We start from the raw sequence: 26,454 nt of genomic DNA, 5'->3' as shown, positions 1-26,454 counted from the left end.
GATGGAAACTGTTACAGCAATTACAGAGAAAAAAGCAAAAAAGAAAAGACGGAATGAATCATCACCGTGGAGGCAAGCTTTTAAAAGGATAAAGAAAAATAAGATGGCACTTATAGGGTTTTATGCATTAGTTTTTATGTTTTTATTTTGTTTTATCGGTCCATTCTTTTCACCGTATGCATCCGGAAAAATACAAGTTGCGCTAATTAACAAACCACCTAGTTTTTCTCATTGGCTTGGTACAGATCAATTAGGAAGGGATATTTTAACAAGGCTTATGCAAGCGGGGCGGATTTCATTAACAATTGGCTTAGCTTCAATGGTTTTATCAGTTATACTAGGAGCTTTATTAGGAGCTATTGCAGGTTTTTACCGTGGTATCGTCGACAATATTATAATGCGCCTTGCCGATATTTTAATGTCGATGCCAGGATTACCGTTACTTATTATAATGGGTGCTATTTTATCAGAATGGAAAGTACCATCTGATTATCGTCTTTATGTCATTATGATTATTTTAAGTTTAGTAGGATGGCCAGGACTTGCCCGTCTCGTACGGGGGCAAATTTTATCGCTTCGAGAACAATCGTTTATGCAGGCTGCTGATGTGTTAGGAATAAAAGATTACCGCAAAATTGTATATCATTTAATCCCAAATGTTTTACCAATATTAATTGTTGTATCAACATTAGGTGTTGCGGGTTCTATATTAGGAGAGTCTGCACTAAGCTATCTAGGTCTTGGTGTCGTTCCACCTACACCATCGTGGGGAAATATGATTAGTGCAGCAAATTCATTAATCGATTTCCAAAAGCGTCCGTGGTTATGGATCCCGCCCGGTTTTGCAATCTTTATAACAGTTGTATCAATTAATTTACTGGGCGATGCACTTCGTGATGCATTAGATCCAAAGATGAAGCGGTAGGTGAGGAAGCATGAGTAAAGCAGTAGTAGAGCTAAAGGATTTACAAACACACTTTCAGACGGAAGAAGGTACAGTAAAGGCTGTCAATCATGTTAGCTTTTCAGTTCGGGAAGGTGAAACAGTTTGTGTAGTAGGCGAATCAGGTTGCGGGAAAAGTGTAACGGCCTTATCTATTATGGGACTTATTGCTGAATCTGGCGGTATCGTTGGTGGCGATATTCTTTATGAAGGAAAAAGCCTTTTAGGAATGAAAGAGAAAGAACTTCGTAGTTTAAGAGGAAATGATATCGCGATGATTTTCCAGGAACCGATGACATCGCTTAATCCAGTCTTCACTGTTGGAGAGCAAATTGTTGAGCCGTTAAGAGAGCATGAACTACTTAGCAAAAACGAAGCATACAAAAAAGCAATTGAATTAATTCGTAAAGTCGGTATTGCTCGTGCTGATGAAATTGTCCATTCTTATCCGCACGAACTAAGCGGTGGCATGTTACAACGTATTATGATTGCTGTTGCACTTAGTTGTAATCCAAAGTTATTAATTGCAGATGAACCGACAACAGCTCTGGATGTTACGATTCAAGCGCAAATATTAGACTTATTAAGACAAGTAAAAGAGGAATTTAAAACGTCTATCTTATTAATTACACATGATCTAGGTGTTGTAGCGGAAATGGCCGATTACGTTGTTGTTATGTATGGTGGTAAAGTCATTGAAGAAGCTCCAGTAGTAGAGCTATTTCAAAATCCTAAACATCCATATACGAAAGGGTTGCTAAAATCAAAACCAGTAATGGGGAAACGAACAGATAAACTTTATTCTATTCCAGGGCAAGTTCCGAATTTAGTTGGCTTAGATGAGTTTTGTTACTTTAGCGGTCGTTGTGAGCATTGCATGGAAATATGCAAAAATGAAGCGCCAAATTTTAATGTGCATGATGAGGATCATAAAGTAGCTTGTTGGTTATATGAGGAGCGTGCTGGGCAATGAGTGAACCATTATTAGAAGTGACGAACTTAAAAACGTATTTTCCGATTAAGGGCGGCGTATTTAGTAGAACGATTGGACATGTGAAAGCGGTAGATGGGGTAAGCTTTACAATTGATAAAGGAGAAGTGTTTGGCCTTGTAGGAGAGTCTGGAAGTGGGAAAACGACGATAGGGAAAACACTTCTCCGTCTCGTTCAAAAAACAGAAGGTGAAGTGAAATTTAAAGGTCAAGATGTTCATGCTTTATCAAAAGAGGAGCTGAGAAAGCATCGTCCTAATATGCAGCTCGTCTTTCAAGATCCATTTAGCTCATTAAATCCAAGAATGAGAATTGGAGAAGCACTTGGGGAACCGATGTTGGCTCACGGACTAGCAACGAAAGAAAATGTCCGCGAAAAAGTGATAGAGGTACTGGAGTTATGTGGTTTAGCTCCGTATCATATTGACCGGTACCCTCATGAGTTTTCCGGAGGGCAACGTCAGCGTATCGTTATTGCAAGAGCAATGGTATTAGATCCAGAATTTATTGTGGCTGATGAGCCTGTTGCGGCATTAGATGTATCTATTCAAGCGCAAATCATTAATTTATTTAGTGAATTACAGGAGAAAAAGGGATTATCCTATTTATTTATTTCACATGATTTAAGTGTTGTGGAGCATTTATGTACGAAAATTGGAATTATGTATTTAGGAACTATTGTGGAAACAGCACCACGTGATGAGTTATTTGCGAATCCACTTCATCCATATACAAAAGCATTATTATCAGCAGTGCCAATACCGGATCCAACGGTTAAGCGAGAACGGATTATTTTAGAAGGGGATATTCCAAGTCCGGCAAATCCGCCGTCAGGTTGCCGGTTTCATACACGCTGCCCCTTTGCTACAGATATTTGTAAAACGAATGTACCAGAATTCCGTAATGTGGGTGAAGATCATTTTGTTGCTTGTCACCATGTGTAAAAAAAAGGACTCTTTCAAAAAGTGAAAGAGTCCTTTTTTTTATTTACTAGATGAAGGTTGTTTCAATACAAATTGCTCGATTGCATGAGCAACACCATGTTCATTGTTTGTTAATGTTACAACGTCACATAGTTTTTTTACATCTTCTTCGGCATTTCCCATTGCAACTGATAAGCCAGCAACTTGTAACATTGGCACGTCATTAAAGTTATCGCCGATTGCAACAGTATCTTCAATTGGTATATTGAAATAAGCTGCCATTTCTTGCAAACCATTGCCTTTATGGCCATGCTTATCCATAATTTCTACATTAGTAGGAGCTGATGCCGTAACTGAAATGTCCGTATCTTCTTGTAAAGTTTGTAATAGCTGTGAACGATGAGCAGCATCAAATGTTAAAATGAAGAATTTAGATATTTCTAATTCTGGATTATTTACGACATCTTCGATTTTTTGGAAATCAGTAATTAAGTTAGATTTCTTTTGTTTTTCTGTAATTCTTTCAAGTTCCTCAAGTGTAACATCTAGTGTATGTTTGTTTTCTTCGAATGCCTGCATGACTTGACCTTGCCATGTATAAGGAGAATAAACCCCTTTATTTGTGTACAACTTATATGGGAAACCTTCAGATTCTAGTAATTTTGCAAGCTTGTATACCTTATCATTTTGTAAACAACGCGAGTTAATTACTTTTCCGTCCACATAAACAATTGCCCCATTGCTTGCTCCAACTGGAAGAGATAGTTGATATTCTTCCAATAATTTCAAAGCATCCTCTTTTGCACGGCCAGAACAAATCATTACAATATGACCAGCTTCTTTTGCGGTTTGGATAGCTTGTAAGTTTTCTTTGGAGATTTCAAGATTAGATGATAGTAGTGTACCATCCATATCTAGTGCGATTAATTTCAAAATGACCACCTCTTTGTTTCCATTATACATAGTTATATAGAGGAAACATATAAACTTATCTTGGAAAGATAGTATTTTATCCCGCATTAATTGCCAGTAAAAGCTCGATTGGTGGGGGGAATAATCATAGGGAATGGAACCCTCACTGATTAAAGTTCCACTTTGTTTTGTAACAAAATAGAGATGAATAATATTACATTTCGCTTTATGACCGTAATATTACACTAGTGTTACAAACATGATTGTAGTAGAAAATGCATTAAAACAAGGTTTTTGAGTGTTTATTTAAAAAAACGTAAAAAAAGTGTAATAAAATTTACGTAATTATATTGCAACGTAATAATAGTTATGTTACATTAATGTTACAAACATTACGTAATTAATTTCAATGTAACGTTAACGTGAAAACTATGAAATAATCATTTTTTGGAAATTACATATAGATAACTTATAAAAAAGGAGAATGAATGATATGAACAACGAGCAAGTATTAAACGTAACAAAAGGTGACTTCTTAGGATCAGCAAGCGGAGCGGTAGTATTAACAGCATTAATCGTATTTCTTTCAAGCGTATTAGTATAATAGAAGTTTTGTAACAAAAATAAGAGAAGGGAGAATGAAAATTATGAACAACGAGCAAGTATTAAACGTAACAAAAGGTGACTTCTTAGGATCAGCAAGCGGAGCAGTTGTATTAACAGCATTAATCGTATTTCTTTCAAGCGTATTAGTATAATAGAAGTTTTGTAACAAAAATAAGAGAAGGGAGAATGAAAATTATGAATAACGAGCAAGTATTAAATGTAACAAAAGGTGACTTCTTAGGATCAGCAAGCGGAGCAGTAGTATTAACAGCATTAATCGTATTTCTTTCAAGCGTATTAGTATAATAGAAGTTTTGTAACAAAAATAAGAGAAGGGAGAATGAAAATTATGAACAACGAGCAAGTATTAAATGTAACAAAAGGTGACTTCTTAGGATCAGCAAGCGGAGCAGTAGTATTAACAGCATTAATCGTATTTCTTTCAAGTGTATTAGTATAATAAAAGTTTTGTAACAAAAACAAGAGAAGGGAGAATGAGGAATATGAACAAGGAACAAGTATTACAAGTAACAAAAATGGATATTTTAGGATCAGCAAGTGGAGCTGCAGTATTGACAGCGTTTATTATATTCCTTACAAATGTATTAGTATGATGAATATTGATAACAATAAGTTTTTATACACCGTACGTACCATTATTCTAAAAAAATAAAGACTCTAGCATATTAGTAAATAGTTAATATGTTGGAGTCTTTTTTGTTTTCCTCTCATATATCCCCTCAAGTATTAATGTTATCCTCTTATCTCGCAAAAGCCCGCTGATTAAAGTTTCACTGTATTTTAAAGAGAAAAAGGTCGAATTTTATATGTAAGAAAAAAAGAGGAATTTGACAGAAAAGATAGAAAACTTTAAAGGTCAGAATTTGTTAGCTTGCTAACTAATTTCTATTAATGAACATTGGAAGCGTTTTCGATTAGGTTTAATTATGGACCATTTAATCTATTTACAGGGGGATGAAGATGTTATGAAACAAAAATCTATGGATACGCTAGCTGCACAAATGGAGGACTTTTTTCCAGTACGTGATGTAGATCATTTGGAATTTTACGTAGGAAATGCAAAGCAATCAAGTTATTACCTTGCGAGAGCATTTGGATTCAAAATTGTTGCTTACTCTGGATTAGAAACTGGAAACCGTGAAAAGGTATCTTATGTTCTTGTGCAAAAAAATATGCGTTTTGTTGTGTCCGGAGCTTTAAGTAGCGATAATCGCATCGCGGAGTTTGTAAAGACTCATGGTGATGGCGTGAAAGATGTAGCATTACTTGTTGACGATGTTGATAAAGCATATTCGGAAGCAGTAAAACGTGGTGCCGTCGCAATTGCTCCTCCTGAAGAGTTAACAGATGAGGACGGTACATTGAAAAAAGCAGTTATTGGTACGTATGGTGATACAATTCACACGCTTGTAGAGCGTAAAAATTATAAAGGAACATTCATGCCAGGATTTCAAAAGATAGAGTTCAATATTCCATTTGAAGAATCCGGTTTAATTGCTGTAGACCATGTCGTTGGTAACGTTGAGAAAATGGAAGAATGGGTTAGTTATTATGAGAACGTCATGGGATTTAAACAAATGATTCACTTTGATGATGACGATATTAGCACAGAGTATTCGGCATTAATGTCAAAAGTTATGACGAATGGAAGCCGTATTAAGTTTCCAATTAATGAACCAGCAGATGGAAAAAGAAAGTCACAAATTCAAGAATATCTAGAGTTCTATAACGGAGCAGGTGTACAGCATCTCGCTTTATTAACAAGTGACATTGTAAAAACAATTGAAGTGCTTCGTGCGAATGGTGTTGAGTTTTTAGATACGCCAGATACGTATTACGATGAGTTAACTGCACGGGTGGGGAAAATTGATGAAGAAATTGATAAATTAAAAGAATTGAAGATTCTAGTAGACCGTGACGAAGAAGGTTATTTATTGCAAATTTTTACGAAACCAATTGTAGATCGTCCAACTCTATTTATTGAAATCATCCAACGTAAAGGTTCTCGTGGATTTGGCGAAGGGAACTTTAAAGCGTTATTCGAATCAATTGAAAGAGAACAAGAGCGTCGCGGAAATTTATAAAATTTGTATCCACCAGCAAGAGTTCCTTTGTTGGTGGAAATTTCATTTTCATAGGGAGGAATCATGATGAAATTTGTTACATTTCGTCTCCCATCGAAAGAAATGCGAGTTGGATGGCTTGAAGGTGACAAAGTAATCGATATGAATCTTGCGAGTGATGGACAATTACCTTCTTCTATGTTCGCCTTTTTAGAGAAAGCAGATGAGTATGTAGAAATATTGCGTAATATTAGGAATCCTGAAAAGGGTATATATTCCTTAGAGGAAGTTCAATTAGCAGCGGCAATTCCTAATCCGAGTAGCATTCGAGATTTTTATGCATTTGAACAGCATGTAAAAACAGCCCGCGGGAGAAGAGGGCTAGATGTTGTACCTGAATGGTATGATATCCCGGTTTTTTATTTTACTAACCACCGTGCTGTTATTGGACCAGATGATTTTGTTATTGGTCCGAAGAAGTCTAAAAAAATTGATTATGAGTTAGAGATTGCTTGCGTAATTGGGAAAGAAGGACGAAACATTCCTCGTGAGCAAGCGGAAGAATATATTTTTGGGTACTGCATTATGAACGACTGGAGTGCAAGGGACTTACAAGCAACAGAAATGAAAGTAGGGCTTGGCCCAGCGAAAGGGAAAGACTTTGCAACTTCATTAGGAGCGTATCTCGTTACGAAAGAGGAATTAGACGTTTATCGTAATGGTGATCGTTATGATTTAGAGATGACTACTCATGTAAATGGGCAACTGTTATCAAAAGGAAATTTCCAAGATATTTATTATACATTCGCTGAAATGATTGAACGTGCTTCGGAAGACGTTACGTTATATCCAGGAGATGTGATTGGTTCTGGGACAGTAGGAACAGGATGTATTTTAGAACTTGGTACAGAAGAGTGGCTACAAGATGGAGATGTTGTAGAGCTGTCGATTACTGGTTTAGGTACGTTACGTAATACAATCAAAAAAGAAATGGAAGCAGGTGATGGGCATGTTTTATCGTCACATGGGGGAGCTACCTCATAAACGACATGTACAATTTCGTAAAAAAGATGGATCGCTTTATCGTGAGCAGGTAATGGGGACAAAAGGTTTCTCTGGTACCCAATCTATTTTGTATCATCATTATATGCCAACAGAAGTAGGGCATGCGGCATTATCGCATTCTTGTCAGTTACAGTATGAAGAGGATGCCTTTCTTGCTCATCGCCACTTCCGTACGAAAGAAAATAAAAAAACTGGTGATGCAGTAAGCGGAAGAAATTTTATGCTTGGGAATGAGGATTTATTAATTGGAGTAGTGAGTCCAACAGAAAAAATGGATTATTTTTACCGTAATGGTGATGGCGATGAAATGTTATTTGTTCATTATGGAACAGGAAAAATTGAAACGATGTTTGGAACGATTCACTATAGAAAAGGTGATTATGTAACAATTCCAATTGGAACGATTTATCGTGTTATTCCAGATGAGGGAGAGACTAAGTTTCTTGTTGTAGAGGCAAATAGCCAAATTACAACACCAAGTCGCTATCGCAATGAATATGGGCAATTGTTAGAACATAGTCCGTTTTGTGAAAGAGATATGCGTGGACCGGAGAAATTGGAGACATATGATGAAAAAGGTGAGTTTGTCGTAATGACAAAGTCGAGAGGTTATATGCATAAGCATGTTTTAGGGCACCATCCGCTAGATGTTGTTGGGTGGGATGGTTATTTATATCCGTGGGTCTTTAATGTGGAGGATTTTGAACCAATTACAGGTCGTATTCATCAGCCACCACCAGTACATCAAACATTCGAAGGGCATAATTTCGTCATTTGCTCTTTCGTACCGCGTTTATACGATTATCATCCAGAATCTATTCCGGCACCATATTATCATAGTAATGTGAATAGTGATGAAGTACTGTACTATGTAGAAGGTAACTTTATGAGCCGAAAAGGTGTAGAAGAAGGTTCTATTACGCTTCATCCAAGCGGCATTCCTCATGGGCCGCATCCTGGAAAAACAGAAGCGAGTATAGGGAAGAAAGAGACACTTGAACTGGCTGTTATGATAGATACATTCCGTCCGCTTCGTATTGTAAAACAAGCACATGAGACGGAAGATGAAAAGTACATGTATAGCTGGATTGAAGAGGATTCATATACTGTGAAATAAGTAAAAAGAGGCATGCTCAATAAAGGAGCATGCCTCTTTTGTGGAATCGACATGTATAATAATACCAAAAACAGTTATGAAAAGATATATAGATATGATTGTGTGAATCTTTTTATAGAAAGAATGATAAGGGTATAGCGCGTATCTTAATAGTTTTCTGTTTATTCCGACAAAAGTATTGACTAAAAAACATACCGTGGGTAAAATGAAAAAAGTAAATTAAATTTTCGGAAAACTAAAATCATGGAGGAGCACAGTATGAAGCAAATTTTTCAAAAGAAGCCGATTTCAACGTTACTGCAAGAAAGTAAACAAAAGACATTATCGAGAACGTTAGGGGCACTTGATTTAACAATGCTTGGAATCGGAGCAATTGTTGGAACTGGTATTTTTGTTCTTACTGGCGTTGTAGCAGCGAAACATTCTGGACCAGCTATTATATTATCATTTGCTATAGCTGCATTAGCTTGTGCCTTTGCTGCATTTTGTTACGCTGAATTTGCTTCTTCAGTTCCTGTCTCAGGGAGTGTGTACACGTACACGTATGCGACGATGGGAGAAGTATTTGCATTCTTAATTGGATGGGATTTAATGCTCGAGTATTTATTAGCTACATCTGCTGTAGCCAATGGATGGTCAGCGTATTTTCAATCGTTATTAAAGGGATTTGGGATTCATATCCCGACCATTCTCTCCTCGGCCCCTGGTACAGGAAAGGGTGGAATAATTGATCTACCTGCAGTTCTAATTATTCTAGTTATGACAGCTCTTTTATCTAGAGGTGTTCGTGAAAGTGCACGAATAAATAATATCATGGTATTTATTAAAATAGCGGTTGTTCTTATCTTTATCTTTGCTGGTTTTAATTATGTGAAACCTGAAAATTGGGCGCCTTTTATGCCATTTGGTTTAGATGGTGTAATGGCTGGAGCTGCTACAGTATTCTTCGCATTCATAGGATTTGATGCAGTTTCAACAGCTGCAGAAGAAGTGAAACGTCCGCAACGTGATTTACCAATCGGCATTATCGCATCGTTATTAATTTGTACTATTCTTTATATCGTTGTTTCACTTATTTTGACAGGAATTGTTCCATACGGACAGCTAAATATATCAGATCCAGTTGCCTTTGCACTTCAATTTATTGGACAAGATAGTTTAGCGGGAGTAATTTCGGTAGGAGCAATTACAGGGATTACAACTGTAATGCTAGTTATGATGTATGGGCAAGTTCGTGTTTCGTATGCGATGAGCCGAGATGGGCTGTTGCCGAAGCGTCTTGCTAAAGTTCATCCGAAATTTAAAACACCATTTTTAAATACATGGACAACGGGGATTATTGCAGCACTTATTTCAGGATTAATTGATTTAAATGTTTTAGCACACCTTGTAAATATGGGGACATTGTCAGCCTTTGCACTTGTAGCAGTTGCGGTTATTGTCCTGAGAAGAACTCATCCTGACTTACCAAGGGCATTTAAGGCGCCTCTTGTACCATTTTTACCAGCGTTAACGGTAATTTTTTGTTTATACTTAATGCTTCAGTTATCCGGAACAGCGTGGATTAGTTTTGGGGTATGGATGGTTATTGGTATAGCAGTTTACTTTTTATATAGCCGAAAACATAGTGCTTTAAGTAATAGTAAAAAAGAAGAAGATGTAGCAAATTTATAAGTGGAAAAATCCATTCTAATTCTGTTAGAATGGATTTTTTATTTTGAAAATTTACATTTTTCTGAATATGTTATAAGATAATTGTTGGCGAACTAAAGGGGTGAAAATGTGAAAAATACATGGCGTGAGCTAAGAGAGATGGATCGTAACGTATGGATTCGATTTATCGGTGAGACTTTGAACGGAATTGCGATGATGATGTTAATGCCTTTTTTTGCACTATATTTAAAAGATAAGGTAGATTCTTTATTACAAGTTGGGATTATTATGGCGCTTTCTCCAATTGCTGCAAGCTTTGGCTCGCTTATAGGCGGAAGAATAGCTGATATATATGGAAGAAAGCCAATTATGGTATTTTCAATGGCTAGTAATGCATTATTAATGCTCGGTTTTTTATTTATCGAAGGATTTATTCCATACGCTATTTTATCTATTTTTTTAGGGTTGAGTAATTCGCTATTTCATCCAGCTGCATCAGCGATGGTTGCGGATGTAACGGTGCCAGAAAAAAGAACAGAAGCATATGGTTTATTACGAATGGGACACAATATTGGTGCTGCAATTGGGCCGATAATGGGGGCATCAGTAGTTGTTTTATCGAAGAACCTCGTGTTTATTATCGCTTCGTCTGCCATGCTGTTTTATGCACTACTTGTGTTAGTACTTATTAAAGAAACAATGCCGAAAATTACGGATATAACGGAAAGAAATAAAGAGAAAGAATCCGGAGCAGTTTGGAAAATTTTAATGCGAGATAAGGCGTTAATGATTTATTTGTTAGCGGGTATTGTTATTTCTATGGGATTTTCTCAAACAGAAGGTATGTTACCTCTTCACTTTGATAACGAAATGAAGAATATTTTTGGAACTAACAATCCATACCCATATTTAATGGCATTAAATGGTCTATTAGTTGTTTTGTTTCAATTTCAAATTTCAAAATGGGCGACAGATAAACCTGTCGGAAAAACGATGTTGTACGGAGCGTGTTTGTTTGGAATTGGTTTGTTTTTTATAGGATGGTTACCGAAGTGGTTTGGAGAATTTGATACAAATGCTACAATCATTTTAATGACGTTAATGTTCGTTTATGCCATATATACGTTAGGCGAGATGATTATGTCGCCTGTACAGATGACATTTGTAGCGAATTTAGCCCCTGAGCATTTGAGAGGAACTTATATGGGAGCGGCAAGTTTGCAGTGGATTACAGGAAGTGCATTCGGTCCACTTCTTGGAGGGTTTTTATTAGATCGATTACTTGGTCATCTCTTATTTACAATTTTAGCTATAGGATGTGTAGTTGCAGGTATTGTATATGTTTCTTTAGATCGTCTCGTTGAACAAAGGCAAAAAGACACACTGACCAAACAATCTTCTTAATAAAATAGATGACATACACAAAAAGGGGATTTCTACATATTTTAGGTACATAACTAGATTAGATTGCAATTTCATTTTAAAATTTAATTTTGTGTAGTATATGAAGAAAAGGAAATAGAAAAAGTGTAGAAAACCAATAAGTGGTATCATTTAATTATTTGTGGAAGTTACATTTTATTTCAAATAGGAACTACCTATTTTTATAAAAAGTGCTAAAATAGAAAAATGAAAACAATTGGTTAGGGTGATTTCAGTGACAAAAATTAAATTAGGTTTATTATACGGTGGAAAATCAGCTGAGCATCAAGTTTCGTTACAAACGGCTCTTGCTGCTATTAAAGCATTAAATCAAGATAAATTCGAGATTCATCCAATTTATATTACAGAGCAAGGCCAATGGATGCGTGGAGAGCGTATTGAAGGCGAAGTAACAAATGTTGAGGCGTTACAAATGAGTGGGGAAGAAAATACTATCTCCCCTGTATCATTAAGTACAGAAATTATCCCAACTGCAAATTCTAAACAAGAAGATGCGATTGATGTTATTTTCCCATTATTACATGGACCGAATGGTGAAGATGGAACAGTACAAGGGTTATTAGAATTACTAAACATTCCATATGTAGGTAACGGTGTATTAGCATCAGCTGCTGGTATGGATAAAGTTGTTATGAAAAATATCTTTGCAGAAGCTGGATTGAAACAAGCGAAATATGCATCTTTCATTCGTAGCGCATGGGAAAAAGATCGTGAAACAGCGTATGAAAAAGTAGAAGAAGTATTAGGATATCCTTGCTTCGTAAAACCAGCAAACCTTGGTTCAAGTGTTGGTATTAATAAGTGTAACGATCGTGAAGAGCTTGAGAATGCATTCGAAGAGGCATTCCAATTTGACCGTAAAATTATTGTAGAAGAAAATATTGTAGGTCGTGAGGTAGAAGTTGGTGTATTAGGTAATGATGAGCCGAAATGTTCTGTTGTAGGTGAAATTGTACCGAAAAAAGATTTTTATGATTACAAATCGAAATACATCGATGGTGATACAGCGTTAATTATTCCAGCTGAAATGACAGAAGAAGAGTCTAATGTAATTAAGCGAGATGCAATTATTGCATTCCAATCATTGGATGGTTCGGGCTTAACACGAGCTGATTTCTTCTTAACGAAAGATGGAGAAGTATATATTAACGAAGTAAACACAATGCCAGGATTCACGCCGTTTAGTATGTTCCCTCTATTATGGCAACATACAGGGTTACCGTATCCGGAATTAATTGAAGAGCTAATTCGCTTAGCGATTGAGCGTCACGAAGAAAAACAAAAAATTAAATATACAATCTAACAAAAAAGGAGGAAGCACTATTCGAAGGAATAGTGCTTCCTCTATGTAAGGAGTGTTTTCATGATAAATCGAACGTTAAAACAAGTAGAGCAGATGATAAACGGTACTGGATTAGCAGAGCAGTATGAGGGAATTACTATACAAGGAGTGTCTATTGATACGAGGGAAATTGAAAAAGGAAATTTATATGTTCCGATTCAAGGTGAACGTTTCGATGGACATGCTTTTGTAGATAAAGCTGTTGAAAACGGGGCGATTGCTACATTATGGATGAAAGATGTAGAAAACCCACCTGAAAACCTTCCAGTTATTTTTGTAGAAGATACACTAGCGGCATTGCAAATGTTAGCGAAAAACTATCGTGATCAATTGGATGTAAAAGTTGTTGGTGTAACGGGTAGTAATGGTAAAACATCTACGAAAGATATTGTAACAAGTATTCTTGCGACTAAATTTAAAGTTCAAAAAACAGAAGGTAATTTCAACAACCATATCGGTTTACCTCTTACTATTTTAAATTTAGAGGAAAATACAGAAGTAGCTGTATTAGAAATGGGCATGTCAAGCCGAGGAGAAATTGAATTTCTATCTAAGTTAGCTCGTCCTAATGCAGCTATTATCACGAACATTGGTGAGGCACACTTAATGGATTTAGGCTCTCGTGAGGCGATTGCTGAAGCGAAGTTAGAAATTGTTACAGGTTTACAAAAGGGTGGCGTGTTCGTATATAATGGAGATGAGCCGCTATTAACGAATCGTGTTCCAGAAATGAATTTAGCAGCTGAAACAGTTACATTTGGTGATGCGAGAGCAAATGATTATTATCCAACTACTGTAACATTACAGGCTACTGGGACACACTTTAAGATGAACAGGGATGAAACTTTGTCATTCTATCTGCCAGTACTAGGAAAGCATAATGTATATAATACGCTTGCTTCAATGGCAATTGCAAAACATTTTGGTGTAACGTGGGAAGAAATGAAAAAGGGTTTAGTAACACTTCAAATGACAGGTATGCGTATGGAAATTGTAAAAACAGATAGTGGTTTAACAATTATCAATGATGCTTATAATGCTAGTCCAACAGCTATGGAAGCTGCGTTCCACCTAATGAATGGTTTAGATGGATTTGCTAAAAAAATTGTTGTACTTGGTGATATGTTAGAACTTGGAAATCAAGAAGTGCAATTTCATTATGAAGTAGGTAAATTAATTGATCCAGCAAAAATCTCATATGTATTCACATATGGTAGATTAGGGGCTCAAATTGCTGAAGGTGCAAAAATTAATTTCCCTAAAGACCGTGTAAAAGCGTATGATAGTAAAGAAGAGTTAATAAAAGAGTTGCAAGCAGTAGTCGGTACCAAAGATGTTGTATTAGTAAAAGCATCTCGCGGCATGAAATTAGAAGAAGTAATTACGATGTTGAAATAATTGGTGTATATAAATAGGGATGATAGTTACGAAAATAGTGAAAACTTATAATAAGCGCTTACAGTAAATGATAAAAAAATAAAAGTAAAGAAAAAAGCTCTGAATATGAAATAAGGTAACAGTTGGGGTTTGCTTTTTACACCTACAAAACTTATAATTGATAAAGTGAATAACGTTTAGAAGTATTTTCGTGAAGAATATACGCCCGGTTATATACGTGAGTATTCAGGAAAAGGGCTTTTCCGCAAGTTCGGAAAACGCCTTTTTTTAAATGATAAGTATAGGATAGAAAAGGAGAAGTAACATTGACAACATTTCGAGAATTAGGATTAAGTGAGTCTTTACTGCAATCTGTTGAAAGCATGGGCTTTGAAGAGGCTACGCCGATTCAAGCTGAAACAATTCCATATGCATTGCAAGGTAAGGATATTATTGGGCAAGCGCAAACAGGTACAGGGAAAACAGCAGCATTCGGATTACCACTATTAGATAAAGTGGATACAAATAAAGAAGCAGTTCAAGGTATTGTTATCGCGCCAACGCGCGAATTAGCAATTCAAGTTGGAGAAGAGCTATACAAACTTGGTAAACATAAACGTGTTCGTATTCTACCAATTTATGGTGGTCAAGATATTAACCGCCAAATTCGTGCTCTAAAAAAACACCCACACATTATTGTTGGTACGCCGGGTCGTATTTTAGATCATATTAACCGTAAAACACTTCGCTTACAAAACGTAGAGACTGTTGTTCTTGACGAAGCGGATGAAATGTTAAACATGGGCTTCATTGAAGATATTGAAGCAATTTTAACAGATGTGCCAGAAACACATCAAACATTATTATTCTCAGCGACAATGCCAGATCCAATCCGTCGTATTGCTGAGCGTTTCATGACTGAGCCTCAACACATTAAAGTAAAAGCAAAAGAAGTAACAATGCCAAACATTCAGCAGTTCTATTTAGAAGTGCAAGAAAAGAAAAAGTTTGACGTGTTAACACGCTTACTAGATATTCAATCTCCAGAGCTTGCAATCGTATTCGGTCGTACAAAGCGTCGTGTTGATGAATTATCAGAAGCATTAAACTTACGTGGTTATGCAGCAGAAGGTATTCACGGTGACTTAACACAAGCGAAGCGTATGTCTGTATTACGTAAATTTAAAGAAGGTGCTATTGAAGTTCTTGTTGCAACAGACGTTGCTGCACGTGGTCTTGATATTTCAGGCGTAACACACGTATACAACTTCGATATCCCACAAGATCCAGAATCATACGTTCACCGTATTGGTCGTACTGGCCGTGCAGGTAAAAAAGGTATTGCAATGTTATTTGTAACACCACGTGAATCAGGACAATTAAAAAATATCGAGCGTACAACAAAACGTAAGGTTGATCGTATGGAAGCACCGACACTTGACGAGGCATTAGAAGGTCAACAACGTTTAATCGCTGAAAAACTTCAAAGCACAATTGAAAGTGATAACTTATCATACTACAAGCGTATTGCAGAAGAAATGTTAGAAGAGAATGACTCTGTAACAGTAGTAGCTGCTGCTTTAAAAATGATGACAAAAGAGCCAGATACAACTCCAATCGCTTTAACATCCGAACCACCAGTTGTTTCAAGAGGTGGCGGTTCTAAAAAACGCGGTGGTAACGGTGGTAACGGAAGTGGATACCGTGATGGTAACCGTAATCGTAGTCGTGATGGACGCGGCGGTGGCGATGGTCGTAACCGTGATCGCAATCGTGATGGACGCGGAAGTGGCGATGGTCGTAACCGTGATCGCAATCGTGATGGTGGTAGTGGTAGCCGTGATGGTGGTAGCCGTGATGGTAACCGTGGTCGTAAAGGTGAAGGTCGCCCTGGATCTTCAAATGGACGCGGCGAAAGAAAACATCATAGCCGTCCACAAGCTTAATAAAAAAGAGAATGCCCTTTGCTGGCATTCTCTTTTTTTATTTCTATAATTGTGCATACTACATAATAACTCGTATAGAAATGAGGTGCTATATGCTTGTAAGACTTGGGTATGTTGCGATGAGTGTGCATTTGAAGAATGCTTCTCCATCTCAAACGATGACATATGCACAGTTTCAACGGATTGATGATCGAGAGGCTGCGATTCGTAAACTCGAAAGAATCGCTAATTCGAATTTGGAAAATTGCTTACGGTTATTAAAGCATAATAAAGGGCATGATATATCTTTCTTTCGACTTAGTTCCAAGCTTATTCCTTTAGCGAATCATGAGGAGTTGTTAGATTGGAACTATATTCGTCCTTTAAAAGAAAATCTGAAAGAATTAGGTGGATATGCAATTCGTATGAATATGCGAATTGATTTCCATCCAGATCACTTTGTTGTGCTAAATTCACCTGAGGAGAGTATTTTCAAACAATCTGTAAAGGCATTGCAGATGCACAAAAAAATGTTAAAGGGTATGGGAATTGAACATAAGCAACGATGTGTATTACATGTGGGAGGAGGTTATAACGATAAGGAGCTCGCATTAGAACGCTTTATAGAAAATTGGTCAACTGTTCCAAGAGGTATTCAAGAGATGATTATATTAGAAAATGATGACACGACCTTTTCTTTAGAAGAAACATTGTATTTAGGTGAGAAATTAGACATTCCAGTCGTGTTTGATTTGCACCATCATATGATGAATAATGACCAGGAAGATTGGCATGAAGATTGGGCACGTGTTGTACATACGTGGGAATCGTCTTTGTTACCAGTTAAAATGCACATCTCTAGTCCTAGAGATGGAAAAGACCCGAGAGCACATGCGGATTTTATTGATGTAGATACCTTCTTATCTTTTTTGAAAAAGATAAAGGGGAGTGTTCCGCAAATTGATTGTATGATTGAGGCGAAGAAAAAGGACGAGTCTTTATTTCAACTAATGAGAGAGTTAAGTAAACAAACAGATGTGGAAATTGTCGATGGTGCGAGCTTCTATATTAAATAAGCTCTGCGCCATCGGTTTTTTTGTCCCGCTATTTGCGGGCGGTAAGACTCCCACCTCAAAATCCGGCGAATGCGAGGGAATTAGGTGGGAGATCAACTGCCCTTAAAAGCCCGATTGGTTCAACTAATAATCAGTGGGGGATGGACCAACCCCACTGATTAAAGTTTCACTTTATTAAAAAAGGGGTGCACATGCCGCCGATGATCAGTCCTGTTAAATGGCTTATAGGATTGGCAGAGGGATTAAAGAAAGTAAATAGTAGTAATATAAGTATCGTTATTGAAAAAATAGCGATGTCTCTTGGTTTTGAAGAACGATATCGACTATACAATAAAAATAATTGGGCGCCTAGTAATCCGAAAATACCACCAGATGCTCCGGCGTGAATATATTCAAGAGGCATAATAATATAAGAAGAAATATTCCCGAGAATGCCAGAAAGGAAAAAAATAATGATGAAAGAAAAGTGTCCTAGTTGTTTTTCAATAGAAGAACCAAGTGCAAATAAACAAATACTATTAGAAAGAAAATGTTGTAAGTCTACGTGTACAAGTAAGGAAGTTATGACACGCCACCATTCTCCTTTAGCGATATATTCATTGTAGGCTGCCAGGTGAAAGAGGGAAAAGTCGCTCAATATAATCATGACTAATTGTATAAGAAGTAAAGAGATGATAATTGGTTGTAGGGAAATGCGAGTGGATGGTATTAGCATGTTGTTAGTATCACTCCTTTTGCATCAGAAAGATTCTCTGTTATTCTTACAATATGAATGAAGAAAGTTAAATAGAAGAAGGGGATTTTGAAATGATTGTAGGGATTGGGATCGATATTATTGAGTTAAATCGAATTGAAAAAATGCTAGATGGAAAGCTTAAATTTATGGAACGTATTTTAACTGAAAGAGAACGTGGTGTTGCCGAGGGACTGAAAGGAAGTCGTCTTACAGAATTTGTAGCTGGAAGATTTGCAGCAAAAGAGGCGTATTCTAAAGCGGTAGGGACCGGTATCGGGAAAGAAGTGAGTTTTTTAGATATTGAAGTAAGGAATGATGATAGAGGTAAACCGATTATTATTACAAATACAGAGCATATTGTTCATTTATCAATTAGTCATAGTAAAGAATTTGCTGTTGCTCAAGTTGTTTTAGAAAGCTCGTCACGCTAGTCTGCATATTTTATATCTTTGTCTCATATATTTGAGGTAGCGATAAGGAAGGCATATCTTCCATTCATTTATAGGGGCAAAGGGGCTGAAGTGATGAAAAGGCGTCTGTTTTTAGTTCTTGTCGGTTTATTGACCGTTTTTGTGTTGGCGGGTTGTATGGAAAAGAAACAGGAAGATGTTGTGAGAGATTTAGAAGCGAAAGTTAAAAGTATGAAGAGTTATCAAGCTGAAGCGAAATTATCTATTAAAACAGGAAATGAGCCTCAGGAGTACAATGTAGAAATTTGGCATAAAGAACCTTCGTATTATCGTGTGAATTTGCAGAATGCGAAAAAGGATCAGAGTCAAATTATTTTAAGAAATGATGAAGGTGTATTTGTATTAACACCGGCGCTTAATAAGAGTTTCCGTTTTCAAAGTGATTGGCCGCAAAATAGTAGCCAGGCTTATTTATATGAATCACTGGTAAGAGATATTTTGCAAGATAAGAAAAATCTCTCTTTCGAGAAAACAGATAAGTATTATGTATTTAAAACAAAAACAAATTATCAACATCAAAATATGTTGCCGAAACAAGAAATTAAGCTGAATAAAAGTGATTTAACACCAGTTTCTGTGAAACTGATGGATAATGATCAAAATGTCCTTGTAAAAGTAGATTTCACTAAAGTAAAGTTTGATGCAAAGTTTGATAAAGGTGCATTTGATACGAAGCAAAATATGTCTAGAGCACAAGTGGATGTTCAGACGGCAGCGAAAGAAGACAAACCGTTTGCTATTTTGTATCCACGTGATACGCCGCAAGGCATGACTTTGAAAGAGGAAGAAGAGTTGAAGACAGACAGCGGCAAGCGTGCAATACTCACATATACTGGAAGTGAGAAATCCTTTACTTTAATACAAGAAAAGGCAAAAGTTGCAGAGGCCTCATCGGCGGTAAGTGTAAGTGGAGAGCCGGTTGATCTTGGTTTCACGATTGGTGCATTGACGAAAGACTCTGTAACGTGGTCGCATAACGGAGTGGAATATATGCTTGTGTCTAAAGGTTTAGAGCCGAATGAGTTGTTGATGGTTGCTCGTTCGGTTACAGCGAAGCAGGTGAAGTAAACTTCTTAGACGTGGTGATATATGTGCACCACGTCTTTTCTTAGTTTGAAGGTGGATTTCACAAAAGAAGCATATAAAAGAATAAGCTTCGCATATCGTGTATAAGGAAGTGTATTTATGGAAGAAGCACCGTTTTACCGTGACACTTGGGTGGAAGTGGATTTAGATGCGATCTATAACAATGTTACACATATTAAAGAGTCTATTCCAAGTGATGTAGAGATTTTTGCTGTAGTTAAAGCGAATGCATATGGGCACGATTATGTGCCGGTGGCTAAAACTGCATTAGAAGCAGGAGCAACAAGATTAGCAGTTGCCTTTTTAGATGAAGCCTTAGTGCTTCGGAGGGCTGGTATTACTGCACCGATTTTAGTATTAGGTCCTTCCCCGTCCCGTGATGTAAATGTAGCTGCTGAAAATGATGTAGCATTAACTGTTTTTCAAAAAGAATGGGTGGAAGAAGCGATAAAGCTCTGGGATGGTTCATCAATAATGAAATTCTATATTAATTTTGATAGTGGTATGGGGAGAATCGGAATACGTGAACGCAAAGAATTAAAAGGGTTCTTAAAGAGTTTAGAAGGTGCGCCATTTTTAGAGTTGGAAGGAGTATATACGCATTTTGCAACAGCGGATGAGGTTGAGACTTCTTACTTTGATAAGCAATATAATACATTCTTGCAGCAGCTAAGTTGGTTGAAAGAATTTGGAGTGAATCCTAAATTTGTCCATACAGCCAATAGCGCCGCAACGTTAAGGTTTCAAGGGATTACATTTAATGCGGTGCGAGTTGGTATTGCAATGTATGGATTATCCCCATCTGTAGAAATACGTCCTTTTTTACCATTTAAATTGGAACCGGCGTTGTCACTTCATACGAAAGTTGCTCATATTAAGCAAGTGATTAAAGGAGATGGGATTAGTTATAATGTCACATACCGAACGAGAACTGAAGAATGGATTGCGACAGTTGCAATTGGATATGCAGATGGCTGGCTTAGAAGATTGCAAGGGTTTAAAGTACTTGTAAACGGTGAAAGAGTACCGATTGTAGGGCGAGTGACAATGGATCAATTCATGATACATCTTCCTTGTGAAGTGCCACTTGGTACGAAAGTTACACTCATTGGGAGACAAGGTGATGAGTATATTAGTGCTACCGAGGTTGCTGAATATTCCGGGACTATTAATTATGAGATTATTGCAACGATAAGCTTCCGTATACCGAGAATATTTATACGACACGGTAAAGTTGTAGAAGTAATCAATTATTTGAACGATATATAGAAGAAGGTATTATTGCTCAGCATCTCGTCATTTAGGGGATTTTCGCTAATGGAAAATAGGCCCTTTTCTGCTAGGGAGCTTCTTTTTATAATTGTTATTAATATAAGTTACAATGAAATGTTGCGGAAAGGATTGCTGTATTTCTTGTTTGAAAGAGATAAAAAGTAAAAGACGATGAATGTTTTGTTTATGAATTGGAAAACATAAGCAAGGAATAAGGAAGTCTTTGCAACAGGCTCCATACAATGGTATTATTACAATAGGTGTCATATATATATTTGGGTGTGTAGTTGACGGTGGAGGTGTATTTTTGTGTCCGAATCAAGTGTAACTACTGAAATCGTGGTTCGGTTGCCAAAGCAAATGGTAACGGAATTGGACGGAATTGGAAAACAAGAGAATAAGAATCGCCATGAACTAATTTGCCAGGCAACACAACTGTTATTGCGTCAACATAAGACGAAGAAACGCTACCAACATGAATCAATGCGACGTGGGTACATTGAAATGGGAAAAATTAATCTTGGTATTGCATCTGAAGCTTTCTTAGCAGAGTATGAAGCAGCTCATACAGTAGAACGCTTAGTTAGCGGGGGGTAATATTTTGATTGTAAAACGCGGCGACGTGTATTTTGCAGACCTTTCCCCAGTTGTTGGTTCTGAGCAAGGAGGCGTTCGTCCGGTTCTTGTCATTCAAAATGACATCGGAAATCGTTTTAGTCCGACTGTGATTGTAGCGGCTATTACTGCACAGATTCAAAAAGCGAAATTACCCACTCATGTGGAAATTGATGCGAAAAAGTACGGTTTTGAGAGGGATTCTGTTATTTTACTTGAGCAGATTCGAACAATCGATAAGCAACGCTTAACGGACAAAATCACTCATTTGGATGAAGTGATGATGAGTCGTGTAGATGAAGCGTTACAAATTAGTTTAGGACTAATAGATTTTTAAATCGGCAGTTTAAGTTGCTCTCTTTACAGGGCAACTTTTTTTTATTATAGAGGAGGTTACGGTTGGATATGGAAATGGTAGATAATCGACAAGGGTTAATGAAAATGTTAGTGAAAGAATTAGGCTTTACAGAAAAGCAAGTTCGTCATGTTATTCAATTAACAGAAGAAGGTAACACAGTTCCATTTATCGCTCGTTACCGAAAAGAATGGACAGGGTCCCTAGATGAGGTGCAAATTCGTGCAATCTTAGAAAGATGGCAATATATGATGCAACTAGAAGATAGGAAAGAAGAGGTTCTTCGTCTTATTGGTGAAAAGGGTAAACTAACCGAAGAGTTGCGTCGTCATATTGTTGCTGCAACAAAACTTCAAGAAGTAGAAGATTTATATCGTCCATATAAAGAAAAAAGAAGAACGAAAGCTACAATTGCTAAAGAAAAAGGATTAGAACCGTTAGCTGAGTGGCTATTATTATATAAAAAAGAAAATCCAGCAGAGAAGGCTATGGAATTTGTTAATGCAGAAAAGGAAGTGGCGTCTGCAGAAGATGCGTTGCAAGGTGCGCAAGATATTATTGCGGAACTTGTTTCGGATAATGCGGCATATCGTAGTTGGATTCGCAATACTACTTTCCGAAAAGGGATTATGTCTTCATCTGTAAAAGATAAAGAAAAAGATGAAAAGAATATATATGAAATGTATTATGGCTATGAAGAACCGTTGCAAAAAGTAGTGCCGCATCGTGTACTAGCTATGAATCGTGGTGAAAAGGAAGACGTATTAAGAGTTTCTGTTATCACGCCAATTGAAGAAATTCTTCAGTTTTTACATAAAAGAATGATTCTTGATGAAGCTTCTAAAAGTGCGCATTATGTACAATTAGCGATGGAAGATGGATATAAGCGATTAATTCAACCTTCAATAGAAAGAGAAATTCGTAAAGAATTAATGGAAACGGCCGAAGAACAAGCGATTCATATTTTCTCTGAGAATTTACGTAATTTATTATTACAACCTCCGATGAAAGGGAAAGTTGTGTTAGCGGTGGATCCAGCATATAGAACCGGTTGTAAATTAGCCGTAGTAGATGATACAGGAAAAGTTCTTCACATAGATGTTATTTATCCGCATCCGCCTGCTCGTAAATATGAGGATGCAAAAACGAAAATCATTTCAATTATAGATAAATATGAAGTTGAAATGATAGCGATTGGAAATGGTACAGCTTCGAGGGAAACGGAAGAATTTATAGTAGATGTATTACAAAATGTAGAACGAGATGTATTTTACATTATTGTAAATGAAGCGGGTGCTAGTGTGTACTCCGCATCTGATGTAGCTCGCGAGGAGTTTCCGAATTTACAGGTTGAAGAAAGAAGTGCTGTTTCAATTGGGAGACGTCTACAAGATCCACTTGCAGAGCTTGTGAAAATTGACCCTAAATCTGTTGGAGTGGGACAATATCAACATGATGTATCTCAAAAGAGATTAAATGAATCATTAACATTTGTAGTAGAGACGGCAGTTAACCGAGTTGGTGTTAATGTAAATACAGCTTCAGTTGCATTGTTGCAATATGTTTCGGGGTTATCAAAAACAGTTGCGAAAAATATTGTAGCTAAGCGTGAGGAAGATGGGAAATTCACGAAGCGAACTGAGTTAAAGAAAATACCGCGTTTAGGTGCAAAAACATATGAACAATGTATCGGGTTTTTACGTATATTAGAAGGAGCGAATCCATTAGATCGCACAGGGATTCATCCAGAACAATATAAAAATGTTGAATTACTATTAAAGAGCTTAGGGTTATCGAAGAGTGATGTGGGGAAACCAAACTTGCAAAAGAGTTTAGAAGGAGTAGATATTTCTAAATTATCTCAAGAGACGGAGATTGGTGAGCCAACATTAGTTGATATTATGGATGCTTTAATTAGCCCGGAACGAGATATGAGGGATGAGTTGCCAAAGCCACTTTTGAAAAAGGGGATTTTAAAATTAGAAGATTTAAAGCGTGGTATGGAATTAGAGGGAACGATCCGCAATGTTGTTGATTTCGGTGCCTTTGTTGATATTGGTGTGAAGCAAGATGGTTTAGTGCATATTTCTAAACTAAGCAAACAATTTGTAAAGCATCCATTAGATATTGTATCCGTGGGACAAATTGTAAAGGTATGGGTAGATGATATTGATACGAAAAAAGGTCGTGTTGCATTATCAATGTTACCGATTGAATAGTAAGAAAAGAGAGCAGATGAAACTGCTCTTTTTTTTTATGAACTGGAAAGTTTAATTGATTATGAGCTTTGATGTATTTTACTATAATAAAACCAGCATTCATTTAGTAACTTGATTTGATACCGGTTTTTCTCAAAATATGCACGTTGCATTTGTTTCTTTAGCCACGTGGGCATAGGAATCCCTCCTTGTTTAATCCTGCTCTCAAAAAAGTAGCTCCTTTTAGTTAAGGTAACTTTGATGAGAGGTTGGTGAGTGGATTTCTAGCAATGCTGCATTTTTAGAAATCACGCTTCTTGAATGAGGATGGGTATATGTACTATTTACTATATGTATAAGAAGGGAGAAAAGTGTAAAAATATTTTTTAGTTTAGGAGGAATGAGAATGGATGAGCAAGAAATTCAGAGGTTAGTGGAAGAGGTATCGTTACAATGCTTTGGAATGCCGTTTTTACATAAAGCGATGTTTAATAGTAGGTTACGTACAACTGGTGGGCGCTATCTATTGAAGAATCATAATATAGAATTGAATTATCGATATTACGAAATATATGGTAAAGAAGAGCTAGTCGGGATTGTTAAACATGAACTTTGTCATTATCACTTACATATCACAGGAAAAGGGTATAAGCATCGAGATAGAGATTTTCGTGAGTTATTAAAGAAAGTAGGTGCACCACGTTTTTGTAAACGAATGATTAGTGAGGAGGAAACGAAAGTTTCTATGTATGAATGTATGGGGTGTTCGTTTCAATATGTAAGAAGACGTCAAATAAATACACAAAGATATGTATGTGGAAAGTGTAAAGGACAACTAAAACTGGTAGTGAAAACATCTTGACAGTGAAAACGCAATCCAGTATATTATAAACATGTCACGTTTGCGCAAGACGTTGTGAAAAAACTTCTTGACTTACGATGAGAATTTTTATAAGATACAAATTGTCTTCATTATTCCGCAGTAGCTCAGTGGTAGAGCTATCGGCTGTTAACCGATCGGTCGTAGGTTCGAGTCCTACCTGCGGAGCCATACAGAGAAGTACCCAAGTGGCTCAAGGGGCTCCCCTGCTAAGGGAGTAGATCGCTAACGCGGTGCGAGGGTTCGAATCCCTTCTTCTCTGCCATACATATTGGCCCGTTGGTCAAGTGGTTAAGACACCGCCCTTTCACGGCGGTAACACGGGTTCGAATCCCGTACGGGTCACCACTTCGGAGGATTAGCTCAGCTGGGAGAGCACCTGCCTTACAAGCAGGGGGTCGGCGGTTCGATCCCGTCATCCTCCACCATATAAATTATATAAATAATATTATCGCGGGGTGGAGCAGTACGGTAGCTCGTCGGGCTCATAACCCGAAGGTCGCAGGTTCAAATCCTGTCCCCGCAACCAAATGGTCCCGTGGTGTAGTGGTTAACATGCCTGCCTGTCACGCAGGAGATCGCCGGTTCGACCCCGGTCGGGACCGCCATTTTAACTTCTGCTATATGGCAGTTGTTTTTTATTGGTCATTATGGTACAATAACATTTGTCTTTGAAAAGAAGATAACTGTTTCGATGGGCTATAGCCAAGCGGTAAGGCAACGGACTTTGACTCCGTCATGCGCTGGTTCGAATCCAGCTAGCCCAGCCATTTACGAGCCATTAGCTCAGTTGGTAGAGCATCTGACTTTTAATCAGAGGGTCGAAGGTTCGAATCCTTCATGGCTCACTTTTGTTTTTTCCGCGCGGTCGTGGCGGAACGGCAGACGCGCTAGGTTGAGGGCCTAGTGGGGGAAACCCCGTGGAGGTTCAAGTCCTCTCGGCCGCATCGAAAAAATCTTAAAAAAGTACTTGCATTTGAAAATATAGTATGATAAGATAATTGAGTCGCCAAAATACAACGACGAAAAAACATCATGAATAAGCGCCCGTAGCTCAATTGGATAGAGCGTTTGACTACGGATCAAGAGGTTAGGGGTTCGACTCCTCTCGGGCGCGCCATAACGGGAAGTGGCTCAGCTTGGTAGAGCACCTGGTTTGGGACCAGGGGGTCGCAGGTTCAAATCCTGTCTTCCCGACCACGCGGGTGTAGTTTAGTGGTAAAACAAGAGCCTTCCAAGCTCTGGTCGAGAGTTCGATTCTCTTCACCCGCTTTTAGTTCTTTGAAAACTGAACGAAACAAACAACGTGAACGTCAATTTTTATTTTTAGATGCTAGACAAACTAACTTTATTGGAGAGTTTGATCCTGGCTCAGGATGAACGCT

Annotated in this window: 27 protein-coding genes and 12 tRNA genes; 36 read left to right on the top strand and 3 right to left on the bottom strand. The window is 37.4% G+C overall.

From position 1 onward, the window contains the following. The first annotated feature begins 1 nt into the window (after position 1). The 3 genes from opp4C to MR071_RS14385 are packed head-to-tail and all read left to right on the top strand — an operon-like array spanning position 2 to position 2,878. Positions 2-925 (top strand): oligopeptide ABC transporter permease, encoded by a 924-nt coding sequence (gene opp4C, locus MR071_RS14395; RefSeq protein WP_002063509.1) that lies wholly within the window; start codon positions 2-4, stop codon positions 923-925. 10 nt (positions 926-935) lie between these two features. After that, the gene (locus tag MR071_RS14390) at positions 936-1,916 is read left to right on the top strand and encodes an ABC transporter ATP-binding protein (RefSeq protein WP_105587148.1); all 981 of its coding nucleotides are present in this window, start codon (positions 936-938) and stop codon (positions 1,914-1,916) included. Continuing rightward, on the top strand, positions 1,913-2,878 hold the full coding sequence (locus MR071_RS14385; RefSeq protein ID WP_242236546.1) for an ABC transporter ATP-binding protein: 966 nt from the start codon (positions 1,913-1,915) through the stop codon (positions 2,876-2,878). Before MR071_RS14390 ends, MR071_RS14385 begins: the two co-directional genes overlap by 4 nt. A 39-nt stretch (positions 2,879-2,917) precedes the next feature. Here MR071_RS14385 and MR071_RS14380 read toward each other — a convergent pair whose 3' ends face one another. Next, positions 2,918-3,790, bottom strand: coding sequence for a Cof-type HAD-IIB family hydrolase (locus MR071_RS14380; protein WP_142395906.1), 873 nt, complete (start codon positions 3,788-3,790; stop codon positions 2,918-2,920). A 463-nt stretch (positions 3,791-4,253) separates the two neighbouring features. Between MR071_RS14380 and MR071_RS14375 the strand changes: the two genes are divergently transcribed. The 14 genes from MR071_RS14375 (at position 4,254) to uvsE (ending at position 17,457) form a co-directional block, all read left to right on the top strand. Next, positions 4,254-4,373, top strand: a complete 120-nt coding sequence (locus tag MR071_RS14375; RefSeq protein WP_002009865.1) for a DUF3948 family protein — start codon at positions 4,254-4,256, stop codon at positions 4,371-4,373. A 43-nt stretch (positions 4,374-4,416) separates the two neighbouring features. Continuing rightward, complete coding sequence (locus MR071_RS14370) at positions 4,417-4,527, top strand: DUF3948 family protein (RefSeq protein WP_001058532.1); 111 nt, start codon at positions 4,417-4,419, stop codon at positions 4,525-4,527. A 34-nt stretch (positions 4,528-4,561) separates the two neighbouring features. Further along, positions 4,562-4,681 carry a DUF3948 family protein gene (locus tag MR071_RS14365; protein WP_002074222.1) on the top strand — a complete coding sequence of 40 codons (120 nt, stop codon included), beginning with the start codon at positions 4,562-4,564 and terminating at the stop codon, positions 4,679-4,681. A gap of 34 nt (positions 4,682-4,715) precedes the next feature. After that, a complete protein-coding gene (locus MR071_RS14360; protein ID WP_002074222.1) occupies positions 4,716-4,835 on the top strand; it encodes a DUF3948 family protein in 120 nt (39 codons plus the stop codon). 43 nt (positions 4,836-4,878) lie between these two features. Beyond that, positions 4,879-4,989, top strand: coding sequence for a DUF3948 family protein (locus MR071_RS14355; protein WP_105587145.1), 111 nt, complete (start codon positions 4,879-4,881; stop codon positions 4,987-4,989). Positions 4,990-5,361: 372 nt separating this feature from the next. Then, positions 5,362-6,480: a 4-hydroxyphenylpyruvate dioxygenase gene (gene hppD / locus MR071_RS14350; protein WP_105587144.1), complete on the top strand. Its 1,119-nt coding sequence runs from the start codon at positions 5,362-5,364 to the stop codon at positions 6,478-6,480. A 66-nt stretch (positions 6,481-6,546) separates the two neighbouring features. Next, the gene (locus MR071_RS14345; protein ID WP_242236544.1) at positions 6,547-7,503 is read left to right on the top strand and encodes a fumarylacetoacetate hydrolase family protein; all 957 of its coding nucleotides are present in this window, start codon (positions 6,547-6,549) and stop codon (positions 7,501-7,503) included. After that, on the top strand, positions 7,469-8,641 hold the full coding sequence (locus MR071_RS14340) for a homogentisate 1,2-dioxygenase (RefSeq protein ID WP_105587142.1): 1,173 nt from the start codon (positions 7,469-7,471) through the stop codon (positions 8,639-8,641). Before MR071_RS14345 ends, MR071_RS14340 begins: the two co-directional genes overlap by 35 nt. Before the next feature lie 258 nt (positions 8,642-8,899). Then, on the top strand, positions 8,900-10,315 hold the full coding sequence (locus tag MR071_RS14335) for a branched-chain amino acid transporter BcaP (RefSeq protein ID WP_105587141.1): 1,416 nt from the start codon (positions 8,900-8,902) through the stop codon (positions 10,313-10,315). Between the two features lie 108 nt (positions 10,316-10,423). After that, positions 10,424-11,698 carry an MDR family MFS transporter gene (locus tag MR071_RS14330; protein WP_105587140.1) on the top strand — a complete coding sequence of 425 codons (1,275 nt, stop codon included), beginning with the start codon at positions 10,424-10,426 and terminating at the stop codon, positions 11,696-11,698. 253 nt (positions 11,699-11,951) lie between these two features. Next, a complete protein-coding gene (locus MR071_RS14325; RefSeq protein WP_105587139.1) occupies positions 11,952-13,040 on the top strand; it encodes a D-alanine--D-alanine ligase in 1,089 nt (362 codons plus the stop codon). Positions 13,041-13,100: 60 nt separating this feature from the next. Then, positions 13,101-14,477 (top strand): UDP-N-acetylmuramoyl-tripeptide--D-alanyl-D-alanine ligase, encoded by a 1,377-nt coding sequence (murF, locus tag MR071_RS14320; RefSeq protein ID WP_105587138.1) that lies wholly within the window; start codon positions 13,101-13,103, stop codon positions 14,475-14,477. A 305-nt stretch (positions 14,478-14,782) separates the two neighbouring features. Beyond that, positions 14,783-16,402: a degradosome RNA helicase CshA gene (gene cshA / locus MR071_RS14315; protein WP_105587137.1), complete on the top strand. Its 1,620-nt coding sequence runs from the start codon at positions 14,783-14,785 to the stop codon at positions 16,400-16,402. 92 nt (positions 16,403-16,494) lie between these two features. Beyond that, on the top strand, positions 16,495-17,457 hold the full coding sequence (uvsE, locus tag MR071_RS14310; protein ID WP_105587136.1) for a UV DNA damage repair endonuclease UvsE: 963 nt from the start codon (positions 16,495-16,497) through the stop codon (positions 17,455-17,457). A 166-nt stretch (positions 17,458-17,623) separates the two neighbouring features. On the opposite strand, the gene MR071_RS14305 is transcribed toward uvsE, so the two are convergent. After that, on the bottom strand, positions 17,624-18,172 hold the full coding sequence (locus MR071_RS14305) for a rhomboid family intramembrane serine protease (RefSeq protein WP_105587135.1): 549 nt from the start codon (positions 18,170-18,172) through the stop codon (positions 17,624-17,626). A gap of 92 nt (positions 18,173-18,264) precedes the next feature. Between MR071_RS14305 and acpS the strand changes: the two genes are divergently transcribed. The 6 genes from acpS (at position 18,265) to MR071_RS14275 (ending at position 24,210) form a co-directional block, all read left to right on the top strand. After that, a complete protein-coding gene (gene acpS, locus MR071_RS14300; RefSeq protein ID WP_002009969.1) occupies positions 18,265-18,624 on the top strand; it encodes a holo-ACP synthase in 360 nt (119 codons plus the stop codon). Between the two features lie 156 nt (positions 18,625-18,780). Continuing rightward, on the top strand, positions 18,781-19,731 hold the full coding sequence (locus MR071_RS14295) for a LolA family protein (protein ID WP_142395911.1): 951 nt from the start codon (positions 18,781-18,783) through the stop codon (positions 19,729-19,731). 117 nt (positions 19,732-19,848) lie between these two features. Continuing rightward, the gene (gene alr, locus MR071_RS14290; protein ID WP_242236542.1) at positions 19,849-21,018 is read left to right on the top strand and encodes an alanine racemase; all 1,170 of its coding nucleotides are present in this window, start codon (positions 19,849-19,851) and stop codon (positions 21,016-21,018) included. Between the two features lie 312 nt (positions 21,019-21,330). Further along, positions 21,331-21,618 carry an antitoxin EndoAI gene (locus tag MR071_RS14285; RefSeq protein ID WP_000004570.1) on the top strand — a complete coding sequence of 96 codons (288 nt, stop codon included), beginning with the start codon at positions 21,331-21,333 and terminating at the stop codon, positions 21,616-21,618. Between the two features lie 4 nt (positions 21,619-21,622). Beyond that, a complete protein-coding gene (gene ndoA / locus MR071_RS14280; protein ID WP_000635965.1) occupies positions 21,623-21,973 on the top strand; it encodes a type II toxin-antitoxin system endoribonuclease NdoA in 351 nt (116 codons plus the stop codon). A gap of 68 nt (positions 21,974-22,041) precedes the next feature. After that, entirely contained in the window at positions 22,042-24,210 is a 2,169-nt protein-coding gene (locus MR071_RS14275) for a Tex family protein (RefSeq protein ID WP_142395910.1), read from the top strand. A 59-nt stretch (positions 24,211-24,269) separates the two neighbouring features. Here the strand turns inward: MR071_RS14275 and cmpA are convergent, their stop codons facing one another. Continuing rightward, on the bottom strand, positions 24,270-24,386 hold the full coding sequence (gene cmpA, locus MR071_RS14270) for a cortex morphogenetic protein CmpA (protein WP_001143642.1): 117 nt from the start codon (positions 24,384-24,386) through the stop codon (positions 24,270-24,272). A gap of 209 nt (positions 24,387-24,595) precedes the next feature. Here cmpA and MR071_RS14265 point away from each other — a divergent pair, with 209 nt between their 5' ends. From MR071_RS14265 to MR071_RS14205, 13 genes are all read left to right on the top strand, one after another. Beyond that, positions 24,596-25,051 (top strand): SprT family protein, encoded by a 456-nt coding sequence (locus MR071_RS14265; protein ID WP_105587131.1) that lies wholly within the window; start codon positions 24,596-24,598, stop codon positions 25,049-25,051. Positions 25,052-25,165: 114 nt separating this feature from the next. After that, positions 25,166-25,240, top strand: a tRNA-Asn gene (locus MR071_RS14260). A gap of 3 nt (positions 25,241-25,243) precedes the next feature. Beyond that, positions 25,244-25,334, top strand: a tRNA-Ser gene (locus MR071_RS14255). Positions 25,335-25,342: 8 nt separating this feature from the next. Next, positions 25,343-25,417 (top strand) — tRNA-Glu (locus MR071_RS14250). Between the two features lie 4 nt (positions 25,418-25,421). Then, positions 25,422-25,497: transfer RNA gene (locus MR071_RS14245), tRNA-Val, on the top strand. A gap of 24 nt (positions 25,498-25,521) precedes the next feature. Further along, positions 25,522-25,598, top strand: a tRNA-Met gene (locus tag MR071_RS14240). Positions 25,599-25,601: 3 nt separating this feature from the next. Beyond that, positions 25,602-25,677, top strand: a tRNA-Asp gene (locus MR071_RS14235). A gap of 87 nt (positions 25,678-25,764) precedes the next feature. Then, positions 25,765-25,839: transfer RNA gene (locus MR071_RS14230), tRNA-Gln, on the top strand. Positions 25,840-25,844: 5 nt separating this feature from the next. Further along, positions 25,845-25,917: transfer RNA gene (locus tag MR071_RS14225), tRNA-Lys, on the top strand. A 16-nt stretch (positions 25,918-25,933) separates the two neighbouring features. Then, positions 25,934-26,016 (top strand) — tRNA-Leu (locus MR071_RS14220). A 96-nt stretch (positions 26,017-26,112) separates the two neighbouring features. Further along, a tRNA-Arg gene (locus MR071_RS14215) sits at positions 26,113-26,189 on the top strand. A 3-nt stretch (positions 26,190-26,192) separates the two neighbouring features. Further along, positions 26,193-26,269 (top strand) — tRNA-Pro (locus tag MR071_RS14210). A gap of 1 nt (position 26,270) precedes the next feature. Further along, positions 26,271-26,341, top strand: a tRNA-Gly gene (locus tag MR071_RS14205). Positions 26,342-26,454: the final 113 nt, after the last annotated feature.

This window comes from Bacillus cereus group sp. BfR-BA-01316 (assembly GCF_022664195.1).
In the GTDB taxonomy this organism is placed as follows: domain Bacteria; phylum Bacillota; class Bacilli; order Bacillales; family Bacillaceae_G; genus Bacillus_A.
This window is presented reverse-complemented; position numbering and strand designations above follow the sequence as displayed.